Raw genomic sequence first — 20,620 nt, forward strand, 5'->3', positions numbered from 1 at the left:
TAAAGGGTAATTGTGGAAAAAAGTGTGAAATTGACTGAAGATAAAAAATTGGCCTCTGATATTCTAAAAGAGGTTGCAGATACTAATAATAACGATAATGATAAAGTAACATTATTTGATATTAAAACAGCTTTACATGAGCGTGGTTTTGGTATTTTAATGATTATCTTCTCCTTACCACTATCAGTACCTATACCTGTTCCACCTGGCTATACAACCATTCTTTCTATACCTTTAATCTTATTTTCACTGCAGCTTCTATTTGGGTTTGATTCTCCTTGGATGCCTAATTGGCTAGAAAGGAAATCTTTTCAACGTTCAACACTAGCTCTCGTGGTAGAGAAGACTTCACCTACATTAAAAAAAATAGAAAAGTTCATGAAACCAAGAATGTCTTTCATTTTTCGTGGTCCTGGTGAAAATATTTTAGCATTTATAATGCTGCTTTGTGCATTATCGATAGCAATCCCACTTCCTTTAACTAACTTCATTCCTGCAATTGGTACAACTCTCATTTCACTGGGTATCATGAGCAAAGATGGATTTCTCTCTATAATGGGAGTATTAGTATCATTGTGCGGGTTATTACTTACCCTTATTGTAATAGTTAAAGGGCCACAGCTTATACTTGGAGCATTTTTTTTTCTAAAAAGTTTTGTATATGGTTAGGCTTTACAACACTTTAACAAAAAAAAAAGAGTCCTTTACACCGATCGATAAAGATCATGTAAAAATGTACGTTTGTGGGCCAACAGTATATGATACAGCACATATAGGTAATGCACGTTCTATTGTTGTTTACGATGTATTATTTCGACTGCTTAAATTTTGTTATGGCAAAGTTACTTATGTGCGTAATATAACCGACATCGATGACAAGATAATCAACGCAGCAAATGAGAAAAATAGTAATATAGAAAGCATTAGCAAATATTACACTAAAACTTTTCATGAAGACATGGAAAGCATAAATTGTGCAGAACCAACATATGAACCAAAAGCAACGGAAAACATAGATAACATTATCAAGTTAATTGAGTCTTTGCTGCAAGCTGGTCATGCTTATGAATCCAATAAACATGTATATTTTAGTGTAGAATCTTACCCTGAATACGGCGTTTTATCAGGAAAAAAAATTGATGAATTAAACTACGGTAGTAGAGTTGAAGTTGGTGAAAATAAAAAACACCCAGGAGACTTCGTACTTTGGAAACCTGCAAACGAAACTGACTATAAACTTTCAAGTCACTGGAATAGTCCATGGGGAGAGGGAAGACCAGGGTGGCATATAGAATGTTCAGCAATGTCATATGCTTACCTTGGCAAAGATTTTGACATTCACGGTGGCGGTATAGACTTGCAATTTCCTCATCATGAGAATGAAATTGCGCAGAGTAAATCTGCATTTGCTGGGTCAACGTTTGCAAAATATTGGATACACAACGGTTTTCTTACGGTAAATGAAGAGAAAATGAGCAAATCCTTATTTAATATAGTCAAAGTAAGGGATTTGCTAGATAGTGGAGTCAGAGGTGAAGTAATACGTTATGCACTGCTCAAAACTCACTATAGAAAACCACTTGATTGGACAGAAAATGTTATCTCTGAGTCGCAAGAAACTTTAAACAAGTTTTATCGGTTATTACGTATTACATGTATTGAGGAAAGTGATGCAGAAGTCTCTAAAGATTTTATAGACGCTTTGAAAAACGATTTAAACATTCCTGAAGCTGTAGCCATATTGCATGAAATGGCTACAGAAATCAATAAGACAAGTAATGAATATGAGAAGCTCAAATTAACTAAGAACTTTGTTAAAAGCGCAAGGTTCATTGGTCTTCTTGAGTCAAGTTATCAAGAGTGGTTTGCAAGTGATGTAAGTCATCAAGAAATAGAAAGGTTGATAGACTTAAGAAAAGTAGCAAAACAAAATAAAGATTATGATACTGCAGACAAAATAAGAGAGCAATTGAAACAAATGGGGGTTACAATTTCTGACAACGAAGATGGTACAACAACTTGGTATGGAAAATTATCTCCTATTGTTTATAGATAGCCTAGTATCATCGCTTATCTTACCCATACATCAAGGCTTTGTGCTTTACACTATGTTATGCTTTAGGTCACATTACAATCCACTACTTATATTACTTTTTGGAGTATCGGGATCCAGTCTTGGTGGAATAGCTAACTGGTATTTAGGTGGAATAACAATTTTTATCAGAAAATCACATCACAAATTAGAAAATGAAGACAAAACACCAAAAATTGTAAGGCACCTACTGATTTGTGCAGTTGCATTGCTTTCGTGGGTACCAGCACTTGGAAGTGTGACTCAGATTTTATCCGGTTACTTCAAGTTAAACCTTTATATTCTTGTTCCCTTAATTATTTTATCTAACTTTCTCTGTTTATTGTATCTAACGCTTACCATCTAGCTAAACATTAATAAACAACTTTCCTTTCGGTCATATCGAGTTAAATTTCTTCTTCAAACTATCTTTTAAAATGCTTTTATTAGTTTTTGTCATAATACGATCAAATACTCCTAATAACCTCTTAAGTAAGCTTGGGGTTAGCGAAGAGATAGGATTAACAGATACGTTATTGTTCTTATCATCACCATTTGCTTTGTAGTCTATCGAAATAATCCCCCTACTCTTCCCACCAGTCAGAAGTTTTCCGATTATAGGAATTTTCAACAAAGATTTATTAATTGAGTATGCTGGTATTACTTGTCCTTCAACTTGGAATTTATAATCCTTAATATCGAGCCTACCACTAGTGCTAATTCCCAATTCTGCTCCTTCAAGCCAAGTCTCTTCAATTTCAACAGTGCCATCTTTATATGAAAAAGGTGCATTACACTTATAAAAATGTACACCTTCGTTCTTTATAGCATTTACAATACCAGGCAGTGAAGACATTGATAATAAAGTGGTAAGCAGTGGAGCATCTTTGATATAGAAATTGCTGATAGATAACATACCATAATGTTCTCCATTTTCTCTCTTAGAAGATAGATAAAGAGATAATTTACCATTTTTAACTGATTTACCAATACCTAAAGAACGCAAAAGCATACCTGAATTATCCGCGTATATTTCAAGCCCTATTTCACTATGTTCTGCTAGTATATTACTGTTATCTTCTAAAAACTGTCCTGTGAATTGACTTCCACTACAATTACCTTTAGCACAAGTTACATTTAGCTTAGCATCTTTTATGATAATTCCTTCTTTCATAATTATATTATCAACATTCATAGTAACTTCTATTTTGTTATTTAATCGATTACTATCTTTGCCAAGTAAACCTAACACATCACTTAAGTTGATTTTCTCACCGTGAATAGTTATGGCATTTTTCTCCTTACCTGATTCAATTTCTATACTAAAATTATTATTAGGTAATTTAAAGTTGCTAGAATTTAAATATAGATTTCCATTTTCTACTCTTCCGCTAAATTTTATGTCTAGATCATTTCCTACAACATCTAGTTTATCTATTAGTAACTTACCTACTCCTTTTAGCCTTGTAGAAAATAAAACTTCATTGTGATCTTCAAAATGGTTTTTCCACCCTAAGTAGCTTGAACGCAACTCGAGCTCTGATAAATCTATATTACCATTAACATACCCTGTTTTGTCTTGATACATTACTGACTCTATATTTGCATTGATATAGCCATCACCGAAATTAAGTATTTGAGCAGGCAAATCTCCAGTCAAACTCCAGGCAAAATTTTCATTTTTATTGCTACTTTTGAGGTCAAATAGCAGCTGTGTATTATTTACCATACCACTGCCATTTAAATCAATAAAATCTCCGCCGAAATTAAGCTTAATCTCATATTTACCAAGACTGCCATTATACGCGACAAAATTATCAATTTCAGAATAAAATTTGGCTAAAAAATCTACTTTTTTATCATCAGCATTTAAATTAAAAATGCGAAAACTGAATACAGATTTTGCTATTCCACCTATACTGTCCCTTGTAATCTTCATCATATCATCCAGCTTAAATTTTATAGGTTCATATAACCCATAAGCATCACTTACAGCCTGACCATTAATTGTGAGAACAGAATCCTCTTTATTGAGAGATTGCATCTCAATTTCGCCACCATCAATATTGAAATTCTGGAACTTAGCGCTATTTACAATAATTTTGAGATTGTTATCTTTGAGAGTTAACTCACCGTTCAAGTTCTCTACTCGTTCAAAATCCTCATCAAATTGAACGCTGCCATTTTCTATATCAGCAACAATTACAATACCTGACAGATCATCATTTATTAAACTATCGATTTTACCGTTAAAACTTATAATTGTATTTATAATATTCCCATCAATATTATTACAATACCACTTTCTAAATTCATTGTTCACTAGACCATCTGATACATAAGTACATACATCTTTTGCAACAAGTTTACTAATATTAACTCTAAGCAAAGCATGATTTGTGCCAAAGTTCATTTTGCCAATCAAAGAAAGGTAAGTATCATTTAACTTAAAATGAAAGTTTTTTACGCTAATGATTTCATCACTATATGTCAAATTTACATTTACATTAGTCAAGGCTAAATTTTTACCTGAGTGACTCTCTGTATTTAACACGTATATGTTTCCGTCCACAACTTCATCCTTTCCATTAATTCTAATTGAAAAGTTTCCTTTGAATCCTATTTCTTTGTCCAAATTGTAACTTTTAACTAGTGTGGAAAATTCGTTAAATAGCCCCAACTTTAGGTTATAGAATGTTCCATAGAAATTTAGTAAATTATTACGGTTTTTTATCGTAATGGATAAATCATCTAGAAACCCTTTACCTTCTTTTGTATGGACACGAATATCCAAAACATTGAAATCTTCCCCCTTCCCTACATATACTTTATCAATAAAAAATTCACCTTCCATGCTTTTATTGATAGCAATGTTAGTAATTTTAATCCTTGAGTCTGCATTGAAGTAGAAAAAAAATTTTCTTATTGTCTTTAGCAGATTTTTTGTACTACTCATCTTCTCTGTCATTACAGATGTTATCTCTTTGCTCTCCTCCCTCTTGATATATATGTGTACATTATCAGCCAAAACCTGAGAGAACTTTTTGGAACTTAACTTAAAGTGTACGAAAAGCTCAGGAACTTCTATTGTAAAATCAGGATTTGTTATTTTTAAATCTGTAATGACTAGCTTGCCATCTTGATGCCAAATAACCGAAGTACTCTCCATGCTGACATCCGAATTGGCGAATATTTTTGATATTTTTTTCTTTATGTAGAAATTAATATAACTAATATTGATTTCTAGAGGTCCCTCACCTTTAAAAAAGATAAAGAAGCAGGATATAAATAATAAAATTATAGAAAATGATATAGTAATTTTTTTAAGCATCGATTATTGCTTTTCTTGCTAGACTATCAGCTTCCTCATTGTGTTTGTCACCATTATGCGCTTTCACCCAATTCCAATTAATTTCGTGTTGCAAAGCAGCATTATCTAATTCTTTCCATAACTCTATATTTTTTACTGACTTCTTATTACTTGTCTTCCAACCATTCATTTTCCACTTATTTATCCATTCTGTTATACCATGCTTAACATAAAGACTATCCGTATATAAATTGACATTACAAGGAATTTTTAATACCTTCAGTCCATTGATCACTGCTGTTAACTCCATTTTATTATTTGTAGTATTTTCTTCTCTACCAAAAATATTCTTTCTATGATTTTGAAATAATATGATCGCTGCCCACCCCCCTAAACCAGGGTTACCAAGGCATGCTCCATCTGTGTATATTGTCACTTCCTTTTTATTCATCTTTACTGTAGTGAATGAATTAAAGTATACCGTTACTTCTATGAAAATACTATTTTTATAGATATAGAGGCAATTTAAGCCACACCTTTAAATTTTATTATGGAAACAAAAAAAAGTGCTGCAACGAGTATTATTAGAAGAGAAAGTAAAAGATAGTTTTTATGCTCTTTCATAGTCAAAACAAGTCAATAGAACAAAAAATAATACTAGCAAACAGAGAAAATAGATAAGAAATTGAGTAAGAAAACATTTTTTTCTGCGAGCTATAACTCTTAAGCCTTATAACGGATGCGGCAAACCAAATAAAAACACAACCTTCAATAATTGCCATGCTGAGGTAAAATAGAGCTTTTTTCAAAAATAATGCTGGAAGTAAACTAGTTAACACTAGTAACACGCTATAGATTAGTATGTATCTCCTCGTTTTTTCTGAGCCATAAACGATATTGAACATTGGAATCGATGCTTTTGTATAATCTTCAGATCTGTTTAAAGATAGAGCCCAAAAATGTGGTGGAGTCCACATAAAAATTATTAAAAATAGAATACAACTTTCCCAGCTTACAGAGTCAGTTACAACTGCCCAGCCAATCATTGGAGGAAAAGCACCCGCTGCACCACCAATAACAATATTCTGCGGAGTACGCCTTTTGAGCCAAATTGTATACACAAAAACATAAAATAATATGCTAATTGCAAGCAAAGCAGCAGAAACATAGTTCACTGCTATTGCCATGATAAATACTGATAATATTCCAAGAGTTATGCCAAACTCAAGCGCGCTTTCTGCAGGAACTCTACCTGAAGGTATAGGGCGGTTTTTTGTTCTCTCCATAAGCAAGTCTATATCTCTGTCATACCACATATTTATCGCACCTGCAGATCCTGAGCCAAGGGCAATGCATATCAGAGATATTAGTATAAGAAAAGGATGAATGCTACCTGGTGCAGCAACCATTCCAGCAACTGCAGTAAACACTACAAGGTACATTATCCTTGGCTTTAGCAAATGCCAAAAATCCAGTATTGTTGATTCAACATTTAGCAAAATACTTGTGTACATTCTATTTTATCACTGGTGGTTTTTCAAAAGTATGAAAAGGCGGTGGCGAAGATACTGTCCATTCTAAAGTGTCACCTTCCCAAGGATTATCTCCAGTTTTTTTGCCCCATTTGAAGAGATGTATAACTATAAATATAAAAAACATAACTGAAACAAAGGACATATATGAACCAATTGAGGATATATAATTCCAAGGGATAAACGCGTCGGGATAATCAGGTATACGCCTTGGCATGCCGGCTAATCCTAGGAAATGCTGAGGTAAGAAAGTAACATTAGTGCTAATAAAAGTGAGCCAAAAGTGTACCTTTCCTAAACACTCGTTATATTGCTTACCTGACATTTTACCTATCCAATAATAAAAACCAGCAAAGGCTCCAAACAATGCAGCAAGCGACATGACATAGTGAAAGTGAGCAACGACATAATAGGTATCATGCAAAAGTTTATCTATTCCACCGTGAGAAAGAATTATTCCGGTTATACCACCACCAACAAACATAAAAATAAAACCTAGCGCAAATAGCATAGGGGTTTTAAATTCAATTGCCCCACCCCACATAGTTGCAATCCAACTAAAGACTTTTACACCAGTTATAACACCAATAAAAATTGTTGTAGTGCTAAAAAACACAGCAGCATCTTCGCTAAGCCCAACAGTAAACATATGGTGAGCCCAAACCATAAAACCAAATGCTGCTATACCTATCATTGCATAAACCATTCCCTTATAGCCAAATACTGGTCTATGGGAAAAAGTTGACACGACTTGGCTTATAATGCCAAACGCAGGAAAAATAATGATATAAACCTCTGGGTGACCAAAAAACCAAAACAGATGTTGAAATAACACAGGATCACCACCACCAGCAGGATCAAAAAAGGAAGTGCCAATATTGCGATCAGTGAGCAGCATAGTTATAGCACCAGCAAGTACCGGTAAAGCTACAATTAACATAAACGATGTTAATAGAACAGACCAAACAAACAGTGGCATTTTAGTGAGTGACATGCCTTTTGCACGCATATTGAATATAGTGACTATAAAGTTGATCGCCCCAACAATTGATGACATACCAGCAACATGAAGTGCAAGTATAGCAAGATCAACTCCTGCACTTGGGTGAGACATGATTTGCGATAGAGGTGGGTATAAAGTCCATCCTGTCCCAGGACCTTCGCCAGCAAACACCGAGAGAATGAGCAGAATAAAAGATGATACTAATAACCAAAAACTTAAATTATTCATACGAGGAAATGCCATATCTGGTGAACCAATCATGAGAGGTACGAACCAATTACCAAATCCTCCCATTAAGGCTGGCATTATCATAAAAAACACCATTATTACCGCATGCCCTGTAATCATTACGTTATATAGCTGGTAATTATTGTTAAGTATATTAATGTGCATTAGCTGAGTACGAATAATTACCGATAATAATCCACCAATAATTCCAGCTAATATGGAAAAAATAATGTATAGTGTCCCTATATCTTTGTGATTAGTAGAAAACAGCCAACGTCTTATACCTTTTGGTACATCACTCATATCTATACTCCAAACTTAACTTACTAATTTTTTATCTTCAATCCACTTATTAAAATCTTCTTTACTCACTGCTTCAACAACAATTGGCATAAATCCATGACCTTGACCACATAGTTCATAACATTGCCCATAATAAATACCGGGCTTTGTAACGTTAAACCATGCTTCATTCAGCCTACCTGGTATTGCATCAATTTTTATACCAAAAGCCGGTATTCCCCAGCTATGTATTACATCTCCTGCTGTCACTTGTAAACGAATATTAGTATTGATAGGTAAAATAACGTTATTATCAACAGACAATAGTTTTAAATCTCTTTCGGTAAAGTCTTCTTTTCCTTTTATATAGCTGTCAAATGAAATACCTTGATATTCTGGGTACTGGTAACTCCAATACCATTGATGACCAATAACTTTTAGTGTTATGTCAGCTTTTGGCACTTTCTCCTGTAGTTTAATTAATTCAGCATTTTTAAAAGCCAATACCCCAACAATAATCGTTGGTATAACAAACCAGATAATTTCTACAAAGATATTATGAGTTATTTTACTGACATTTTTCACTTTGCCCTTACGAAAGCGAAATACTACATAAGCAAGCAGGGCCCATACAAAAAGCATAATTGCAATCATTACACTCATCACAAACGAATGTGACTTAACTACAACCTCCATTATCTCAGTTGCAGGCGCAGGAAATCCAAATTGCCAAGAAGTAGGAGCAGAAGCAATTGATATGTTTGAGTAAAACATTATCAATAATGCAAATAACTTCACCATATTTTTTGCTGTAAAACTAACTGTATAATAATATATATACACTTACTATGCAAACAGAGATTATAGAATGTACACAAGTGTTTTGCTAAATATTGAATCAAAAGTAAATGATGATTAATGTTTTTTTAGCATTTACTAAATATAATAATACGATACTAACTTGAGGAAAAAGCATTTACATGAATCTATTTTAACTTAAGTATTTACTTTAAGGAAGTTCTATAATAAGTTTAATAGTGTCTGTTATTGCTAATAACCCTCTAGCCTCACACCTAAAAGCAGTAACAGACACTATTAAACTTTAAGTAAGTTTGCCTATTTATAATTCATTGAGGTAAAAATCTTACTAATTCCTTTAATTCTATTATACAGCTGAGTTTACTAATTAACCTTTAATGTTTACGTTAGCATTTGCATCTTAAATCAAAGATTTACATATTATAGAAAATAATTATAAAATAATACACTACTTGTGTGTAAATTTTTTTGCATATCAAACTCTGTAAACAAATTTTTTAGAAAAGCCAAATAAATTATCTCTCTATGAAAGATCTATCGAATGTTGCAATTATAGGTGTAAACAAGAACGATAAAAGAGTGCGAGATTGAGTAACTATATATACTTCTGCTGGCATACCAGGATATAGGTATACGTTTTTAAATTGAGCAAGTTCTGATTTTGGTATCACCACTCGCACTGAATAATAACGCCCCATCCTTGGATCATCAAGAGCATCAGGGGAAATATGGTTTACTATACCGTTAATTAAACTTAAGCGACGTGCACTATAAGCACTCAGCCTTACTTTAACTTTCAGCCCTTCTAGTCCGTCGATAGAGACTATATTGCTATCTTTCTTTTTTGCTGACAGTATCTCTTCTATGTTTCTGGTTAGAACTTTAGCATTTATTATTAGATCATCATCTGATGGTACTATACTCATGATTGGAACTCCAGATTGTATAACACCACCTTCAGTGTGGTATCTTATATCTGTAACTATACCATCTTGAGGTGATTTAATTATTGTACGTGCTAACGAATCTTCAGCAACCATCAGCCTCTCTTTTAAGTCTGCAATAGATGTATTAACTTCCTTAAGCTCAGCATTTGCTCTTTCTTGAGCATCATTCTTCACATTTATAATCTCTAACTCATTTTCTCCAATCTTTTGCTGTACTTGAGATATTGCAGAACGGTAATGTCCAACTCTACCCTCAATGTCAGCAAACTGTTTTTCTAAAGCTAAAATGTGTGGTTTGCTTATATGGCCACTATCAAGTAATTGTCTTTTTGTTTCTAACTCTTCAGTTATCAAGTCATATTGCTTATGGGCTGCATTTAGTTGAAAATTTAGCCCTGCTAATTCATCATTTAACTGCTTTATACGTTGTTGCAGTATGTCAGTTTTTCCTAATATACTCTTTCTCTGAGAGTTGAACAACTTTACCTGATTCTTTATCGCTTTATTTACAAGTTCATCGTTAGATAATCTTTTAACCTCATCAGAAAATTCTAGCGTATCTAAGTCTCCCCTAATTGCAATAAGTCTTGCTTCAGTTGATAAAAACGATAAGAGTTTTTCTTTAATTATACTCAAATTTGCCTTTTCATTAACATCACTTAATAAAACTAAAGGCTCATCTTTTTTAACTGTTTGACCTTCTTTTACTAAAATTTTGCTTATTATTCCCCCACCCAAGTGTTGCACTATTTTTCTATTTGAAGAGACAATAACTTCTCCACTTGCATGCACTGCTCCGTCAATTGGAGCTATAGCCGACCAAATACCACCTATTCCAAAAAAGATGAATATCACCACTAAACCAAAAAATAGTGGTCCCCATGTGACTTTTAGGACTTCATTTACGTTATTACTCTCACGTTTAAAAATAAAATTTATCATCGCATCAATCCATGCGAACGTCTTATCCAAAAATTGATATTTCTTCTTTTTATTTCCTGCTCTTTGCATATCTATATCATCACTACCAATCAGGCCTGTCAAAGAAAGTCCAGCACTAAGCTTTTTTAACTTACTCATTATAATACTACTGCGAATTCTTGTTAACCAGGATAACACACAAAAACAAAGAATCTATACCTTAAGTATTTTACTTAGACTATGGAACATCAGAATAAACTATTTAGTAACAATTCTTATACTCCATTCAATGGTTCAGCATTAGGCTAGAAAATCAAAAAGGTTTTACAATAACCATAATAACTATAATTATTATTAACACTGTTACTGCTTCGTTTAAAACACGAAAATAAACGTGAGTTTTCTTATTCAAGCCCACTGCAAAATTTTTCCTATGCTTTGCAAGTAGGCCATGAATAGCAAACATTAAGAATAATGCTAGCGCTTTTACATGAAACCACCCTTCGCGATATGCTTCCCTAATAATCATTAGCATAATTCCAAAACTAAGGGAGAAAAGCATTGCAGGGTTTATGATATATCTAAGGAGTCTCTTCTCCATTATTTGAAGTAAGCTGTCATTTTCTGACCCTGGTTTTACAGATGCATGGTAAACATAAAGCCTTGGCAAATAGAGCATACCTGCCACCCACATAATTACAGAGATAACGTGAAAAGCTTCAAGCCAGTGATAGTAGTCCATATAGATAGTATTATAAAATGTCAAAAATTTCTGGTATGATCTCAATTTAATAAAAGAAAGTCAATATGAAAGCAGAAAATTTCACTAAAGAACAGGTGATTGGATTCTACAGAAAAATGCTTCTCATACGCAGATTTGAGGAAAAAGCAGGACAATTATACGGAATGGGATTAATAGGCGGATTCTGTCACTTATCAATAGGGCAAGAAGCAGTTGCAGTTGGGACTCAAGCTGCATCAAAATCTGGTGATGCTTTTATCACAAGCTATAGAGACCATGGCTTAATGCTTGCATGTAATTCTGATCCGAATGTTGTGATGGCAGAACTAACCGGCAAAGAAACAGGGTGTTCAAAAGGCAAAGGTGGCTCCATGCACATATTTGATGTTGAAAAAAATTTCTTTGGTGGACATGGAATAGTAGGTGCACAAGTCCCAATTGGTACAGGAATAGCATTTGCTAATAAATACAAGAAAAAAGATAACGTTGTATTCACATATTTTGGTGACGGTGCTGCAAATCAAGGACAAGTATATGAATCATTTAATATGGCATCTTTGTGGAAGTTACCTGTGGTTTATATCATAGAAAATAACGAATACGCAATGGGAACTTCTGTACAAAGATCAACTTTAGTAACTGAACTATATAAAAGAGGAGAGAGTTTTGGTATTCCTGGAAAACAAGTTGATGGAATGGATTTTTTCTCTGTCTATGAGGTAACAAGTGAAATAGCTGAGCACGTACGTGGGGGAAAAGGACCTCTCTTACTTGAAATGAAGACATATAGATATCGTGGCCATTCGATGTCAGATCCTGCTACTTATCGTTCAAAAGAAGAAGTTGAAGATATGAAGCAAAATCATGATCCTATAAGCACCTTAAAGCAGTATATAACAGACAATAAAATCGCTTCTGATGAAGAATGCAAAGCTATTGATAAGGAAATACGAGATTTAGTAAAAAAGTCAGAAGATTTTGCTAAAAATAGTAAAGAGCCAGGCATTGATGAACTATATACTGATATTTATAAATTTGTTAGCTAATCAGTTGCCATCAAAATTATGTTTTGGCCTACTATAGATATTTTTTGGCAGCACTTAACTTTATTATATAACAGCCTAGTCAATAGAAACTGTAGTAACTCTTATATTATTGATATACACCGCTCTTGGATCATAGGTTAAATGAGTTTTATTTGACTTTTTGTGCTAGTTTGCAGAATATAAAGTTATTAATTGAATAAAATACATGACAAAAGAAAACTGGGAGACAGTAATTGGACTTGAGGTACACGCTCAGGTTTCTTCTAAGACAAAGCTATTTTCTAGTTCACTAACGGAATTTGGCACTGAGCACAATACTCAAGTTTCTCTAGTTGATGCAGGAATGCCAGGTACATTACCAGTATTAAATTATAGCTGCATAGAGCAAGCAATATGCACCGGACTTGCAATTTCTGCAGAAATTAATAAATGCTCTTACTTTGACCGGAAAAATTATTTTTATCCCGATTTACCACAAGGTTATCAAATAACCCAGTTCTTTGAGCCAATAGTTAAAAATGGCAAAGTTTTTATCAATAATAATGAAAAAGAAATAAGAATCGCAAGAATTCACTTAGAGCAAGATGCAGGAAAGAGTATTCATGAAGAAAGCAAAACTTACATAGATTTAAATCGTGCAGGCGTTGCTTTAATGGAAATTGTTTCAGAGCCAGATCTCCGTTCATCTGCAGAAGCTGCAGAATTCATGAAAAAATTGAGGCAGATTTTGCGTTACATCGGTTCATGTGATGGTGATATGGAAAAGGGGTCACTTCGCTGTGATGCAAATGTTTCTGTTCGCCTAAAGGGTAGTAGCACGTTTGGCACTCGTTGTGAAATAAAAAACTTAAATTCAATACGTTATATTGTACAAGCTATAGATTATGAAGCACAAAGGCAGATCAAAATTTTGGAAAGCGGAGGAGAAATAAGTCAAGATACCTTATTGTTTGATGTCACTTTAGGAAAAACAAAAGTGATGAGAAGCAAAGAAGATTCAAGTGACTATAGATATTTCCCTGAACCTGATTTGCTACCTGTTGAAATAAGCCAAGACAAAATTGATTCTATTAAATCATCTTTACCCGAGTTGCCAGATCAAAAAAAACTTCGATACATAGAGGAATTAGGTATCAATGAATATGATGCAGACGTTATCACTTCTGATAAAGAAATTGCCGATTATTTTGAAAAATTAGCAAAAAAGCATGATTCAAAGATTGCAGTTACCTGGTTAACCGTCGAGCTTTTCGGTCGTTTAAATAAAACAAATATTGATATTGTTAGTTCTCCAATTAAAGCAGATGCTTTATCCGAGCTCCTCGACTTTATCGTCGATGGAACGATCTCTGCTAAACTTGGTAAACAAGTTTTTGATATTATGTTTGAAACTGGAAAGCCTGCATCCCTTATTATAGAAGAGCAGAATCTCAAGCAAATAACTGACACATGTCAAATCTCAGAGGTAATAGATAAAATCATCAATGACAACCAAGATAAAGTTCAAGAATATAAGGGTGGTAAAACAAGATTGTATGGGTTCTTTGTTGGTGAAGTCATGAAATCCACCAAAGGAAAAGCCAGCCCTGATGTCGTAAACTTGGTTTTGAGTGAAAAATTAAAATTGAGTGCCTAGGTGTACGGTCCCAGATCTTTTGCTATTTGCTTGACTTGTTTCTTTACATAGCTTCTAATTTAAATTCTGCTGTCTATTCTCTTTCATTCATAACCTTTTGCAAAACGTTTTTGCTTTCTTCTCTGCTGGTCACTATTGCTTATATAAAGCAAGTACAGTACTGAATGATGTTGCAAGCACTCAGTTCGGCAATATTATCGATTTAAGACGAAGTTAAGATTTCGATTTTTTATTCAAACTTTTCTGAAAGTTTTTATACATATTGAAGACATCTTGATAATTTAGGTGAGTGTAAACTTGAGTAGTTTCAAGGCTTGAGTGGCCAAGCAGCTGTTGTATTGATCTTATGTCAATATCTTCCTGAAGCAAATGAGTAGCAAAACTATGGCGAAATGCATGTGGAGATAAAATTTCTGGTAAGTTTAAAAATCTTCTTATTTTTTGCAAACGATTAGCAACATAAGTTCTTCCCAATTTTTTTCCTCTTACCCCCACAAAAAGATGTCCCACTTCGTCAAAGTGAGGACAAGCTTTTATATATTTTTGTATACACTTTTTTACTACTGGAAGAATAAATACCTGCCTTTGTTTATCTCCCTTACCTGTTACTATTAAACTTTCATTGCTAATATCACTAACCTTAAGATTCAATGCTTCAGTGATTCTTAAGCCCGTACCATATAGCAGAACGACAATTGCAATTTCTCTTTTTACCACCCAAGGCTCGCCTAGATCAGGCAATTTCATTTCTTTCAATAGAGTTTCTATGTTAGATATTGAAAGTGCTTTAGGTAGAGTTCTTCTCTGAATTGGCCTTGATAAAGAAAATACCGCTTCATTATTTATTTCATAATTGTTTTTTATATATTTGAAAAAATTTCTGATTACTGACAATGCGCGAGTGTTAGATCTCGCATTTACACCTCTTGCATAACGAGAGGTAAACCAACTTCTCAGTTCAGGTATGCTTAATTTTTCTAAAGAGCCAACATTTACTTCTTCATCAATGTGAGTATTTAGGAAACTTATAAGATCCTTGAGGTCCCTCATGTATGACTCCAAAGTGTTTGGTGAGTAAGACCTGTTGTACTTTAGCCAATCATACCATTTTTCAATGATTGAACCGAGGTCCACAGTTACTTTTTAAAGAAAGCATCGATGCACGCATCCCTAAAGGCTTCATTTATATCAGGATGAGAGTGACAAATTCTGTATATATCCTCTGCTGCTGCACCATATGCCATTGCAACCGCTGCTTCATTGATTAGCGTATCAGCGTATGCTCCTATGATATGTACACCGAGTATTGTATCTGCTTTGCTACAAGTCAGAACTTTCACGAATCCCTCAGCATCGTCAGTGACTTTTGCTCTACCGTTTGCAGCAAATTGACATTTACCAACTTTATACTTTCGACCAGCACTTTTTAGTTCTTCTTCAGTTTTACCGATTGAAGAAACTGCAGGGTGGGTGTAAATGACTGACGGTATGATTTCATAATCAACGTGAGGCAATTGCCTTGCTAGTATCTCTGCAACTGTCACCCCTTCTTCCTCAGCTTTGTGAGCAAGCATTGCTCCGCCAATGACGTCACCAATAGCAAATATTCCTTTTACATTGGTTTCATACCTACTATTGACTTGAATAAAGCCACGACTGTCTTTTTCTATTTTTTCAAGACCCTCAGAGCATGGTTTGCGTCCTACTGCAACCAATACCTTATCCGCCTCTATAGAGTTTGTTTGATTATCTTTTACAGAGCAAACTTTCACACTCAAAGAGTTACTACTTTGTTTTATCTCTTCAACTTTGGTGCTGAGTAAAAATTTTATTCCCTGCTTTTGTAGACTAGAAAGTAAAGACTTACTTAGTTCGCCATCCATTGCTGCAGCGATTCTATCAAAAAACTCTACTACAGTAACTTCAGAGCCTAGCCTATTCCACACAGAAGACATTTCAAGTCCTATTGCCCCAGCTCCAATTACAACAAGTTTTTTTGGTACTTCAGTTAAAGACAATGCACCAGTTGATGAAATGATATTTTTCTCATCAATATCAATTCCTGGTAGAGAACTAACATCAGAACCAGTTGCAATTACTATATTTTTTGCCTTCAGTACCTTACCTTCAACTGAAACTTCAAGGTTGCCTTGATCAAAAGAAGTAATTTTTCCAAGTCCATTGATGTTAGTAATTTTGTAAAGGTTAAACAGATATTCTATGCCTTTTCCAAGTTCCTGAACTCTAGCGTCTTTATAGCCTATCATTTCTCTCAAATCGAGACTTACATCCTTAACTTTTATGCCAAGTTTTGATAGATTATTTTTCGCGTTAGCATACTGATAAGAGGAATGGAGTAATGCTTTTGATGGTATACACCCAACTCGCAAACACGTGCCACCAAAAATGCTATTTTTGTCTATACAAGCAACTTTGAGTCCAAGTTTTGCAGCAGCAATAGCGCATTTGTAACCACCTGGACCACCACCTATAATAATTAAATCATAATCAGTCATAAAAAATAAACCTATTTTCTAAAGAATAAACACCATTTCCTTCAGTCGTTATATACATCTTACCATGGGTAAATACTGGAGCATGAAACACATTACCAGGTATTTTAATTACCCTTCCTGTACTTTCAGATCCAGGAAAAGCAAATATTGAACCTTTATTACTTGTTACCCAAAGCGTATGGGCATACATAATTGGAACAAACAATTGCACATTCTCTATAAAATCAGATGTCCAAACTGTTTTTCCACTTTGTATGTCGATGCCAATTACCTTATTATTTTTAGTCACCATGAAAATTCTTCCGCCTTCTTTTTGTTTCTCTGCAGGAATAAGAGGGCTATAATATGACTCTATGTCTGATACACTTTTTACTTGTAGTGGCTTTGACCATGAGATATTTCCTGATTTTACATCAATGCCGTAAATATAAGAATTACTCGTAGCTATTAAGATGTTATCGTGCACTCTAGGTGTAGTAGTTACATCTGTAAGCTGTGTATCCAAAAGGTTGGTAGCCAATTTTTGGCTCCATAATTTTTTACCTTCTTCATTAAAAGCTATTAACTCACCATTTGAAAATGGTGCTATTATTTTATCATTAGAGATTGCTGGTGAGATGGAATATAAACCTCGAACCTCATTTATACCATTTTGATAAGCCCAAATGGGACTGCCATCTTTTATATCAAATGCATGCAGATAGTTATCAATAGTCAATACTAAGAGCTTATTATTTATTACTACTGTTTTCCCTCTTACCGGAGATCTCAATTCTTTTTCCCATTGAATCTCCCCTGTCTTTACGTCTATTGTGTGTAGAATGTTATTCACTACAAAGAAAACATTTTTTTTGTAGCTCGATAGACTCATATTACCAATTTTTTTTCTACTTGAGAGGTATAATTTCCAATTTATAACTCTTGGGTTATCGATATCAAAGGAATATAAGGTACCGTGCTTGTCTGGTAAAATAACGCTATTTTCTGTAAGTATTGGAGCTACATATCCTTGAGATAATTTTTTATCTACTAAACTTATTCGTTCGCTTGCCATTGTATAGTTACTATACAATAACATTATCATGACAATTATTATTTTCATTATTTAGTGAAAACAAGATTCATTAATATACATACTAGAAACCTAAATCACAACGAAAATGTTCTTAATTGTGGATCAAAAGCATTAACGTAATGTCATGCCATTATGTAAAGATGCTCTTACTGTAATAATTTTTATCAAGTATTGATTAAAACACATTTCGATAGCCCAGACTAACGCTGTCAGTAATACTACCACAATATGAAATGGAAATGGACGCAGCATTTTCAGGATGAAAGATATTGTTGTAATGTCATTCATTTAAACTATGCATATCAATTTGAAAAATGTACACTGTCTTATGCTATAGTACCTAAAAGTAAATGCTCAACATACAAGATAACACTCCACTTTGTAGGCAATGGGTATTCTTGGCAGTATGTGCCCTTGCTTGCTCTGGTTTGCTATCAATAATTGTTATCTTTCTACGATTGCCTTTCATTTCCTCTCTCATTCCCTCCGCACAATATATTTTTGATAATGCACTGGTGATACATGTGAATTTGTCAATTTTGGTGTGGATGTGCTCTATAATATCTCTGCTCTTTATTATAAACCTACAAAATACCAGTAAATGGCTCAATTTTTTATGGGCTCTATCAACCCTTTCTATGCTGCTGATGTTTATATCCGCATTTGTTCCAAACACTGAAGTTATCAAAAGTAACTATATTCCCGTATTACAAAACAAATTATTTTTACTTGGACTCAGTCTTTTCATTACCAGCATATTGATAAATGCAGCCCTAGCCTACATATCAAATAAACAAGACTCATATCTTTCAATCGGACAAATTGGCCTGGTCATTATACTTGTGTCATCATTTCTTTGTGTTGTTTTAGCACATAAAAATATGCCTCCAGGTCTATATCACTCAGACAAGAATTTATTTTATGAATATCTCTTTTGGGGAGGCGGACATTTACTGCAGTTTGCTTTTGCTCAAGCAATGTTTTTAGTTTATTTGACCATACTGAATGCTCGTTATATTAGTCTAAATAAAATTACCATTTTACCACTATTTATAAACACAGTTTTGGCCGTAGGTGCGCCGTTTATATACTTTATTTATTCGGTAGATAGTGCTGAATTGATACAGTTTTTTACCTGGCATATGAGAATTGCTGGAGCAGTTCTGCCGTGCTTTTTAACAATATTAGTGTATTGCAACATAAAAACTCTGCTCAATGATAAGGGCAGTTATCTGCTCCACTCGTTTGTATTGTTTATTTATGGAGGTGTACTTGGAGTGCTAACTATTGAAGGAAATGTTACCATTCCTGCGCATTATCACGGTTCTGTGGTTGGTATTACTATAGCTTTTATGAATTTTGTCTACTGGCTGTTACCAAAATTGGGCTGTAAAGAAATAAAAAGCTCCATAGTAAGATTACAGATTTATGCATATAGCTTAGGACATTTTCTCCATATTACTGGACTTGTTTGGCTTGGTGGATATGGAGCTTTAAGAAAAGTTGCAGATTTGCCAAGCATTTCATCAATTTTGGCACGTGCTTGTTTTATTACGGGTGGAGCTATATCAGTTATTGGTGGAATGTTATTCGTAATAATTGTGATTTTACATCTTCTTAAAGGCAAGGCTCGTACCAACTAACCCACAGAAACAAAACTAAAAATTTTAGTGTAAAATAATTACTATATTTACTTTGTACTATGGCTCAAACAACCTGCTTCAAATTTGGAAAGGCAGTGAAATGAAAAAAACTATATCAAGCTAAACTGAATTCTTATTTGCTACTCCTTGTGGTTCTTGTGTTCCATTTACTTGAAAGCTAGGTTTCATTATTAAACCACCAGCTAAGAATGCAGATACTGTTGCTATAACAACGATTAACCACATGTCCAATTTTGTTGTATGTTCAAGTGTAATATACACTACTAACCCAATAGCAAGATTAGTACTAGCAGTAGCGATGTATGTTGCTTTTTCTTTTAGTTGTTTATTTGCTTCATTTTTGACTTCTAATATTTTCTTTTCTTGCTGTGAATGCTGGATTTGAGTATTTAGTTTATTTTTTTCATCTTCTAACTCTATATTTTCGCTCTGAGCTGTATTCTTTGCATGTTCTAAAGCTCTGTTTAACCGTTCAACCTTATCTTTTTTAGTTTGTAAGTCTTTATTTTCCTCCTCTAGCTGCTCAAATTTATTTATCTTTTGTTTCATTTCACTTCTCATTTCATTTTTTAGTTCATTTCTTATTTTATCTTTCAATGTAGCTATTGCCTCTTCTGGGCTTTTTTTACCTTTTAATTCCAGCACGTCCTTAAGCAATTCTGCTAGTTTTATTTTTTCGTTGGAGGGCAGATAGTATGGATCATATAGAGCATTGACAAGATCTTGTAAATCAGAAAATTTAAAATCAGGCATAATAAACCTCAATACTAAAAATTTATTATGTAATACATTTAAAATTATAAGGTCAAGAAAATTTTGTATTGTAAC

The 20,620-nt window shown here is 33.8% G+C and carries 17 protein-coding genes; 6 read left to right on the forward strand and 11 right to left on the reverse strand.

Annotation, left to right across the window (positions count from 1 at the left end):
• Positions 1 to 12: 12 nt before the first annotated feature.
• Genes ABWU24_RS00865 through ABWU24_RS07800 form a run of 3 tightly spaced genes read left to right on the forward strand, consistent with a single transcriptional unit; the run spans position 13 to position 2,438 of the window.
• The gene (locus tag ABWU24_RS00865) at positions 13 to 669 is read left to right on the forward strand and encodes an exopolysaccharide biosynthesis protein (protein ID WP_341815904.1); all 657 of its coding nucleotides are present in this window, start codon (positions 13 to 15) and stop codon (positions 667 to 669) included.
• Positions 662 to 2,056, forward strand: coding sequence for a cysteine--tRNA ligase (gene cysS / locus ABWU24_RS00870; protein ID WP_015587685.1), 1,395 nt, complete (start codon positions 662 to 664; stop codon positions 2,054 to 2,056). Before ABWU24_RS00865 ends, cysS begins: the two co-directional genes overlap by 8 nt.
• Positions 2,025 to 2,438 (forward strand): YqaA family protein, encoded by a 414-nt coding sequence (locus tag ABWU24_RS07800; protein WP_015587684.1) that lies wholly within the window; start codon positions 2,025 to 2,027, stop codon positions 2,436 to 2,438. The genes cysS and ABWU24_RS07800 overlap by 32 nt, the downstream gene beginning before the upstream one ends.
• A 30-nt stretch (positions 2,439 to 2,468) precedes the next feature.
• On the opposite strand, the gene ABWU24_RS00875 is transcribed toward ABWU24_RS07800, so the two are convergent.
• From ABWU24_RS00875 to hemJ, 7 genes are all read right to left on the reverse strand, one after another.
• Positions 2,469 to 5,402 carry an AsmA-like C-terminal domain-containing protein gene (locus tag ABWU24_RS00875; protein ID WP_353274286.1) on the reverse strand — a complete coding sequence of 978 codons (2,934 nt, stop codon included), beginning with the start codon at positions 5,400 to 5,402 and terminating at the stop codon, positions 2,469 to 2,471.
• Complete coding sequence (gene rnhA, locus ABWU24_RS00880) at positions 5,395 to 5,832, reverse strand: ribonuclease HI (RefSeq protein WP_341815902.1); 438 nt, start codon at positions 5,830 to 5,832, stop codon at positions 5,395 to 5,397. Before rnhA ends, ABWU24_RS00875 begins: the two co-directional genes overlap by 8 nt.
• A gap of 175 nt (positions 5,833 to 6,007) precedes the next feature.
• Positions 6,008 to 6,895 carry a heme o synthase gene (locus tag ABWU24_RS00885; protein ID WP_341815901.1) on the reverse strand — a complete coding sequence of 296 codons (888 nt, stop codon included), beginning with the start codon at positions 6,893 to 6,895 and terminating at the stop codon, positions 6,008 to 6,010.
• Position 6,896: 1 nt separating this feature from the next.
• Positions 6,897 to 8,447, reverse strand: a complete 1,551-nt coding sequence (gene ctaD, locus ABWU24_RS00890) for a cytochrome c oxidase subunit I (RefSeq protein WP_015587680.1) — start codon at positions 8,445 to 8,447, stop codon at positions 6,897 to 6,899.
• A gap of 15 nt (positions 8,448 to 8,462) precedes the next feature.
• On the reverse strand, positions 8,463 to 9,227 hold the full coding sequence (coxB, locus tag ABWU24_RS00895; protein WP_015587679.1) for a cytochrome c oxidase subunit II: 765 nt from the start codon (positions 9,225 to 9,227) through the stop codon (positions 8,463 to 8,465).
• Between the two features lie 533 nt (positions 9,228 to 9,760).
• A complete protein-coding gene (locus tag ABWU24_RS00900) occupies positions 9,761 to 11,272 on the reverse strand; it encodes an HlyD family type I secretion periplasmic adaptor subunit (RefSeq protein ID WP_341815900.1) in 1,512 nt (503 codons plus the stop codon).
• Positions 11,273 to 11,426: 154 nt separating this feature from the next.
• Positions 11,427 to 11,855, reverse strand: a complete 429-nt coding sequence (gene hemJ, locus ABWU24_RS00905; RefSeq protein ID WP_127463574.1) for a protoporphyrinogen oxidase HemJ — start codon at positions 11,853 to 11,855, stop codon at positions 11,427 to 11,429.
• A gap of 65 nt (positions 11,856 to 11,920) precedes the next feature.
• On the opposite strand from hemJ, the gene pdhA reads away from it, so the two are divergent.
• Together pdhA and gatB are read left to right on the forward strand one after the other, a co-directional pair.
• Positions 11,921 to 12,901, forward strand: coding sequence for a pyruvate dehydrogenase (acetyl-transferring) E1 component subunit alpha (gene pdhA, locus ABWU24_RS00910; protein WP_341815899.1), 981 nt, complete (start codon positions 11,921 to 11,923; stop codon positions 12,899 to 12,901).
• A gap of 205 nt (positions 12,902 to 13,106) precedes the next feature.
• Positions 13,107 to 14,537, forward strand: coding sequence for an Asp-tRNA(Asn)/Glu-tRNA(Gln) amidotransferase subunit GatB (gatB, locus tag ABWU24_RS00915; protein ID WP_341815898.1), 1,431 nt, complete (start codon positions 13,107 to 13,109; stop codon positions 14,535 to 14,537).
• 213 nt (positions 14,538 to 14,750) lie between these two features.
• On the opposite strand, the gene ABWU24_RS00920 is transcribed toward gatB, so the two are convergent.
• From ABWU24_RS00920 to ABWU24_RS00930, 3 genes are read right to left on the reverse strand one after another with little or no spacing between them, the layout of a single operon-like run.
• Positions 14,751 to 15,671, reverse strand: a complete 921-nt coding sequence (locus ABWU24_RS00920) for a tyrosine-type recombinase/integrase (protein ID WP_341815897.1) — start codon at positions 15,669 to 15,671, stop codon at positions 14,751 to 14,753.
• 2 nt (positions 15,672 to 15,673) lie between these two features.
• The gene (gene lpdA / locus ABWU24_RS00925; protein ID WP_341815896.1) at positions 15,674 to 17,053 is read right to left on the reverse strand and encodes a dihydrolipoyl dehydrogenase; all 1,380 of its coding nucleotides are present in this window, start codon (positions 17,051 to 17,053) and stop codon (positions 15,674 to 15,676) included.
• A complete protein-coding gene (locus ABWU24_RS00930; RefSeq protein ID WP_353274288.1) occupies positions 17,046 to 18,155 on the reverse strand; it encodes a PQQ-binding-like beta-propeller repeat protein in 1,110 nt (369 codons plus the stop codon). The genes lpdA and ABWU24_RS00930 overlap by 8 nt, the downstream gene beginning before the upstream one ends.
• Before the next feature lie 323 nt (positions 18,156 to 18,478).
• Between ABWU24_RS00930 and ABWU24_RS00935 the strand changes: the two genes are divergently transcribed.
• Positions 18,479 to 19,771: a cbb3-type cytochrome c oxidase subunit I gene (locus ABWU24_RS00935; protein ID WP_015587671.1), complete on the forward strand. Its 1,293-nt coding sequence runs from the start codon at positions 18,479 to 18,481 to the stop codon at positions 19,769 to 19,771.
• A gap of 120 nt (positions 19,772 to 19,891) precedes the next feature.
• Here the strand turns inward: ABWU24_RS00935 and ABWU24_RS00940 are convergent, their stop codons facing one another.
• Entirely contained in the window at positions 19,892 to 20,545 is a 654-nt protein-coding gene (locus tag ABWU24_RS00940; RefSeq protein WP_341815894.1) for a hypothetical protein, read from the reverse strand.
• Between the last annotated feature and the right edge of the window lie 75 nt (positions 20,546 to 20,620).

The organism is Wolbachia endosymbiont (group B) of Hofmannophila pseudospretella, from assembly GCF_964028515.1.
GTDB lineage: Bacteria > Pseudomonadota > Alphaproteobacteria > Rickettsiales > Anaplasmataceae > Wolbachia.

What these genes read in the sequence shown, in the direction of transcription:
- pdhA (WP_341815899.1), top strand. Translation starts at nt 11,921, where the DNA reads ATGAAAGCAGAAAATTTCACTAAAGAACAGGTGATTGGATTCTACAGA.
- lpdA (WP_341815896.1), bottom strand. Translation starts at nt 17,053, where the DNA reads ATGACTGATTATGATTTAATTATTATAGGTGGTGGTCCAGGTGGTTAC.
- coxB (WP_015587679.1), bottom strand. Translation starts at nt 9,227, where the DNA reads ATGGTGAAGTTATTTGCATTATTGATAATGTTTTACTCAAACATATCA.
- ABWU24_RS07800 (WP_015587684.1), top strand. Translation starts at nt 2,025, where the DNA reads ATGGAAAATTATCTCCTATTGTTTATAGATAGCCTAGTATCATCGCTT.
- ABWU24_RS00935 (WP_015587671.1), top strand. Translation starts at nt 18,479, where the DNA reads ATGCTCAACATACAAGATAACACTCCACTTTGTAGGCAATGGGTATTC.
- ctaD (WP_015587680.1), bottom strand. Translation starts at nt 8,447, where the DNA reads ATGAGTGATGTACCAAAAGGTATAAGACGTTGGCTGTTTTCTACTAAT.
- ABWU24_RS00940 (WP_341815894.1), bottom strand. Translation starts at nt 20,545, where the DNA reads ATGCCTGATTTTAAATTTTCTGATTTACAAGATCTTGTCAATGCTCTA.
- rnhA (WP_341815902.1), bottom strand. Translation starts at nt 5,832, where the DNA reads ATGAATAAAAAGGAAGTGACAATATACACAGATGGAGCATGCCTTGGT.
- ABWU24_RS00875 (WP_353274286.1), bottom strand. Translation starts at nt 5,402, where the DNA reads ATGCTTAAAAAAATTACTATATCATTTTCTATAATTTTATTATTTATA.
- ABWU24_RS00930 (WP_353274288.1), bottom strand. Translation starts at nt 18,155, where the DNA reads ATGAAAATAATAATTGTCATGATAATGTTATTGTATAGTAACTATACA.
- ABWU24_RS00900 (WP_341815900.1), bottom strand. Translation starts at nt 11,272, where the DNA reads ATGAGTAAGTTAAAAAAGCTTAGTGCTGGACTTTCTTTGACAGGCCTG.
- cysS (WP_015587685.1), top strand. Translation starts at nt 662, where the DNA reads ATGGTTAGGCTTTACAACACTTTAACAAAAAAAAAAGAGTCCTTTACA.
- hemJ (WP_127463574.1), bottom strand. Translation starts at nt 11,855, where the DNA reads ATGGACTACTATCACTGGCTTGAAGCTTTTCACGTTATCTCTGTAATT.
- gatB (WP_341815898.1), top strand. Translation starts at nt 13,107, where the DNA reads ATGACAAAAGAAAACTGGGAGACAGTAATTGGACTTGAGGTACACGCT.
- ABWU24_RS00885 (WP_341815901.1), bottom strand. Translation starts at nt 6,895, where the DNA reads ATGTACACAAGTATTTTGCTAAATGTTGAATCAACAATACTGGATTTT.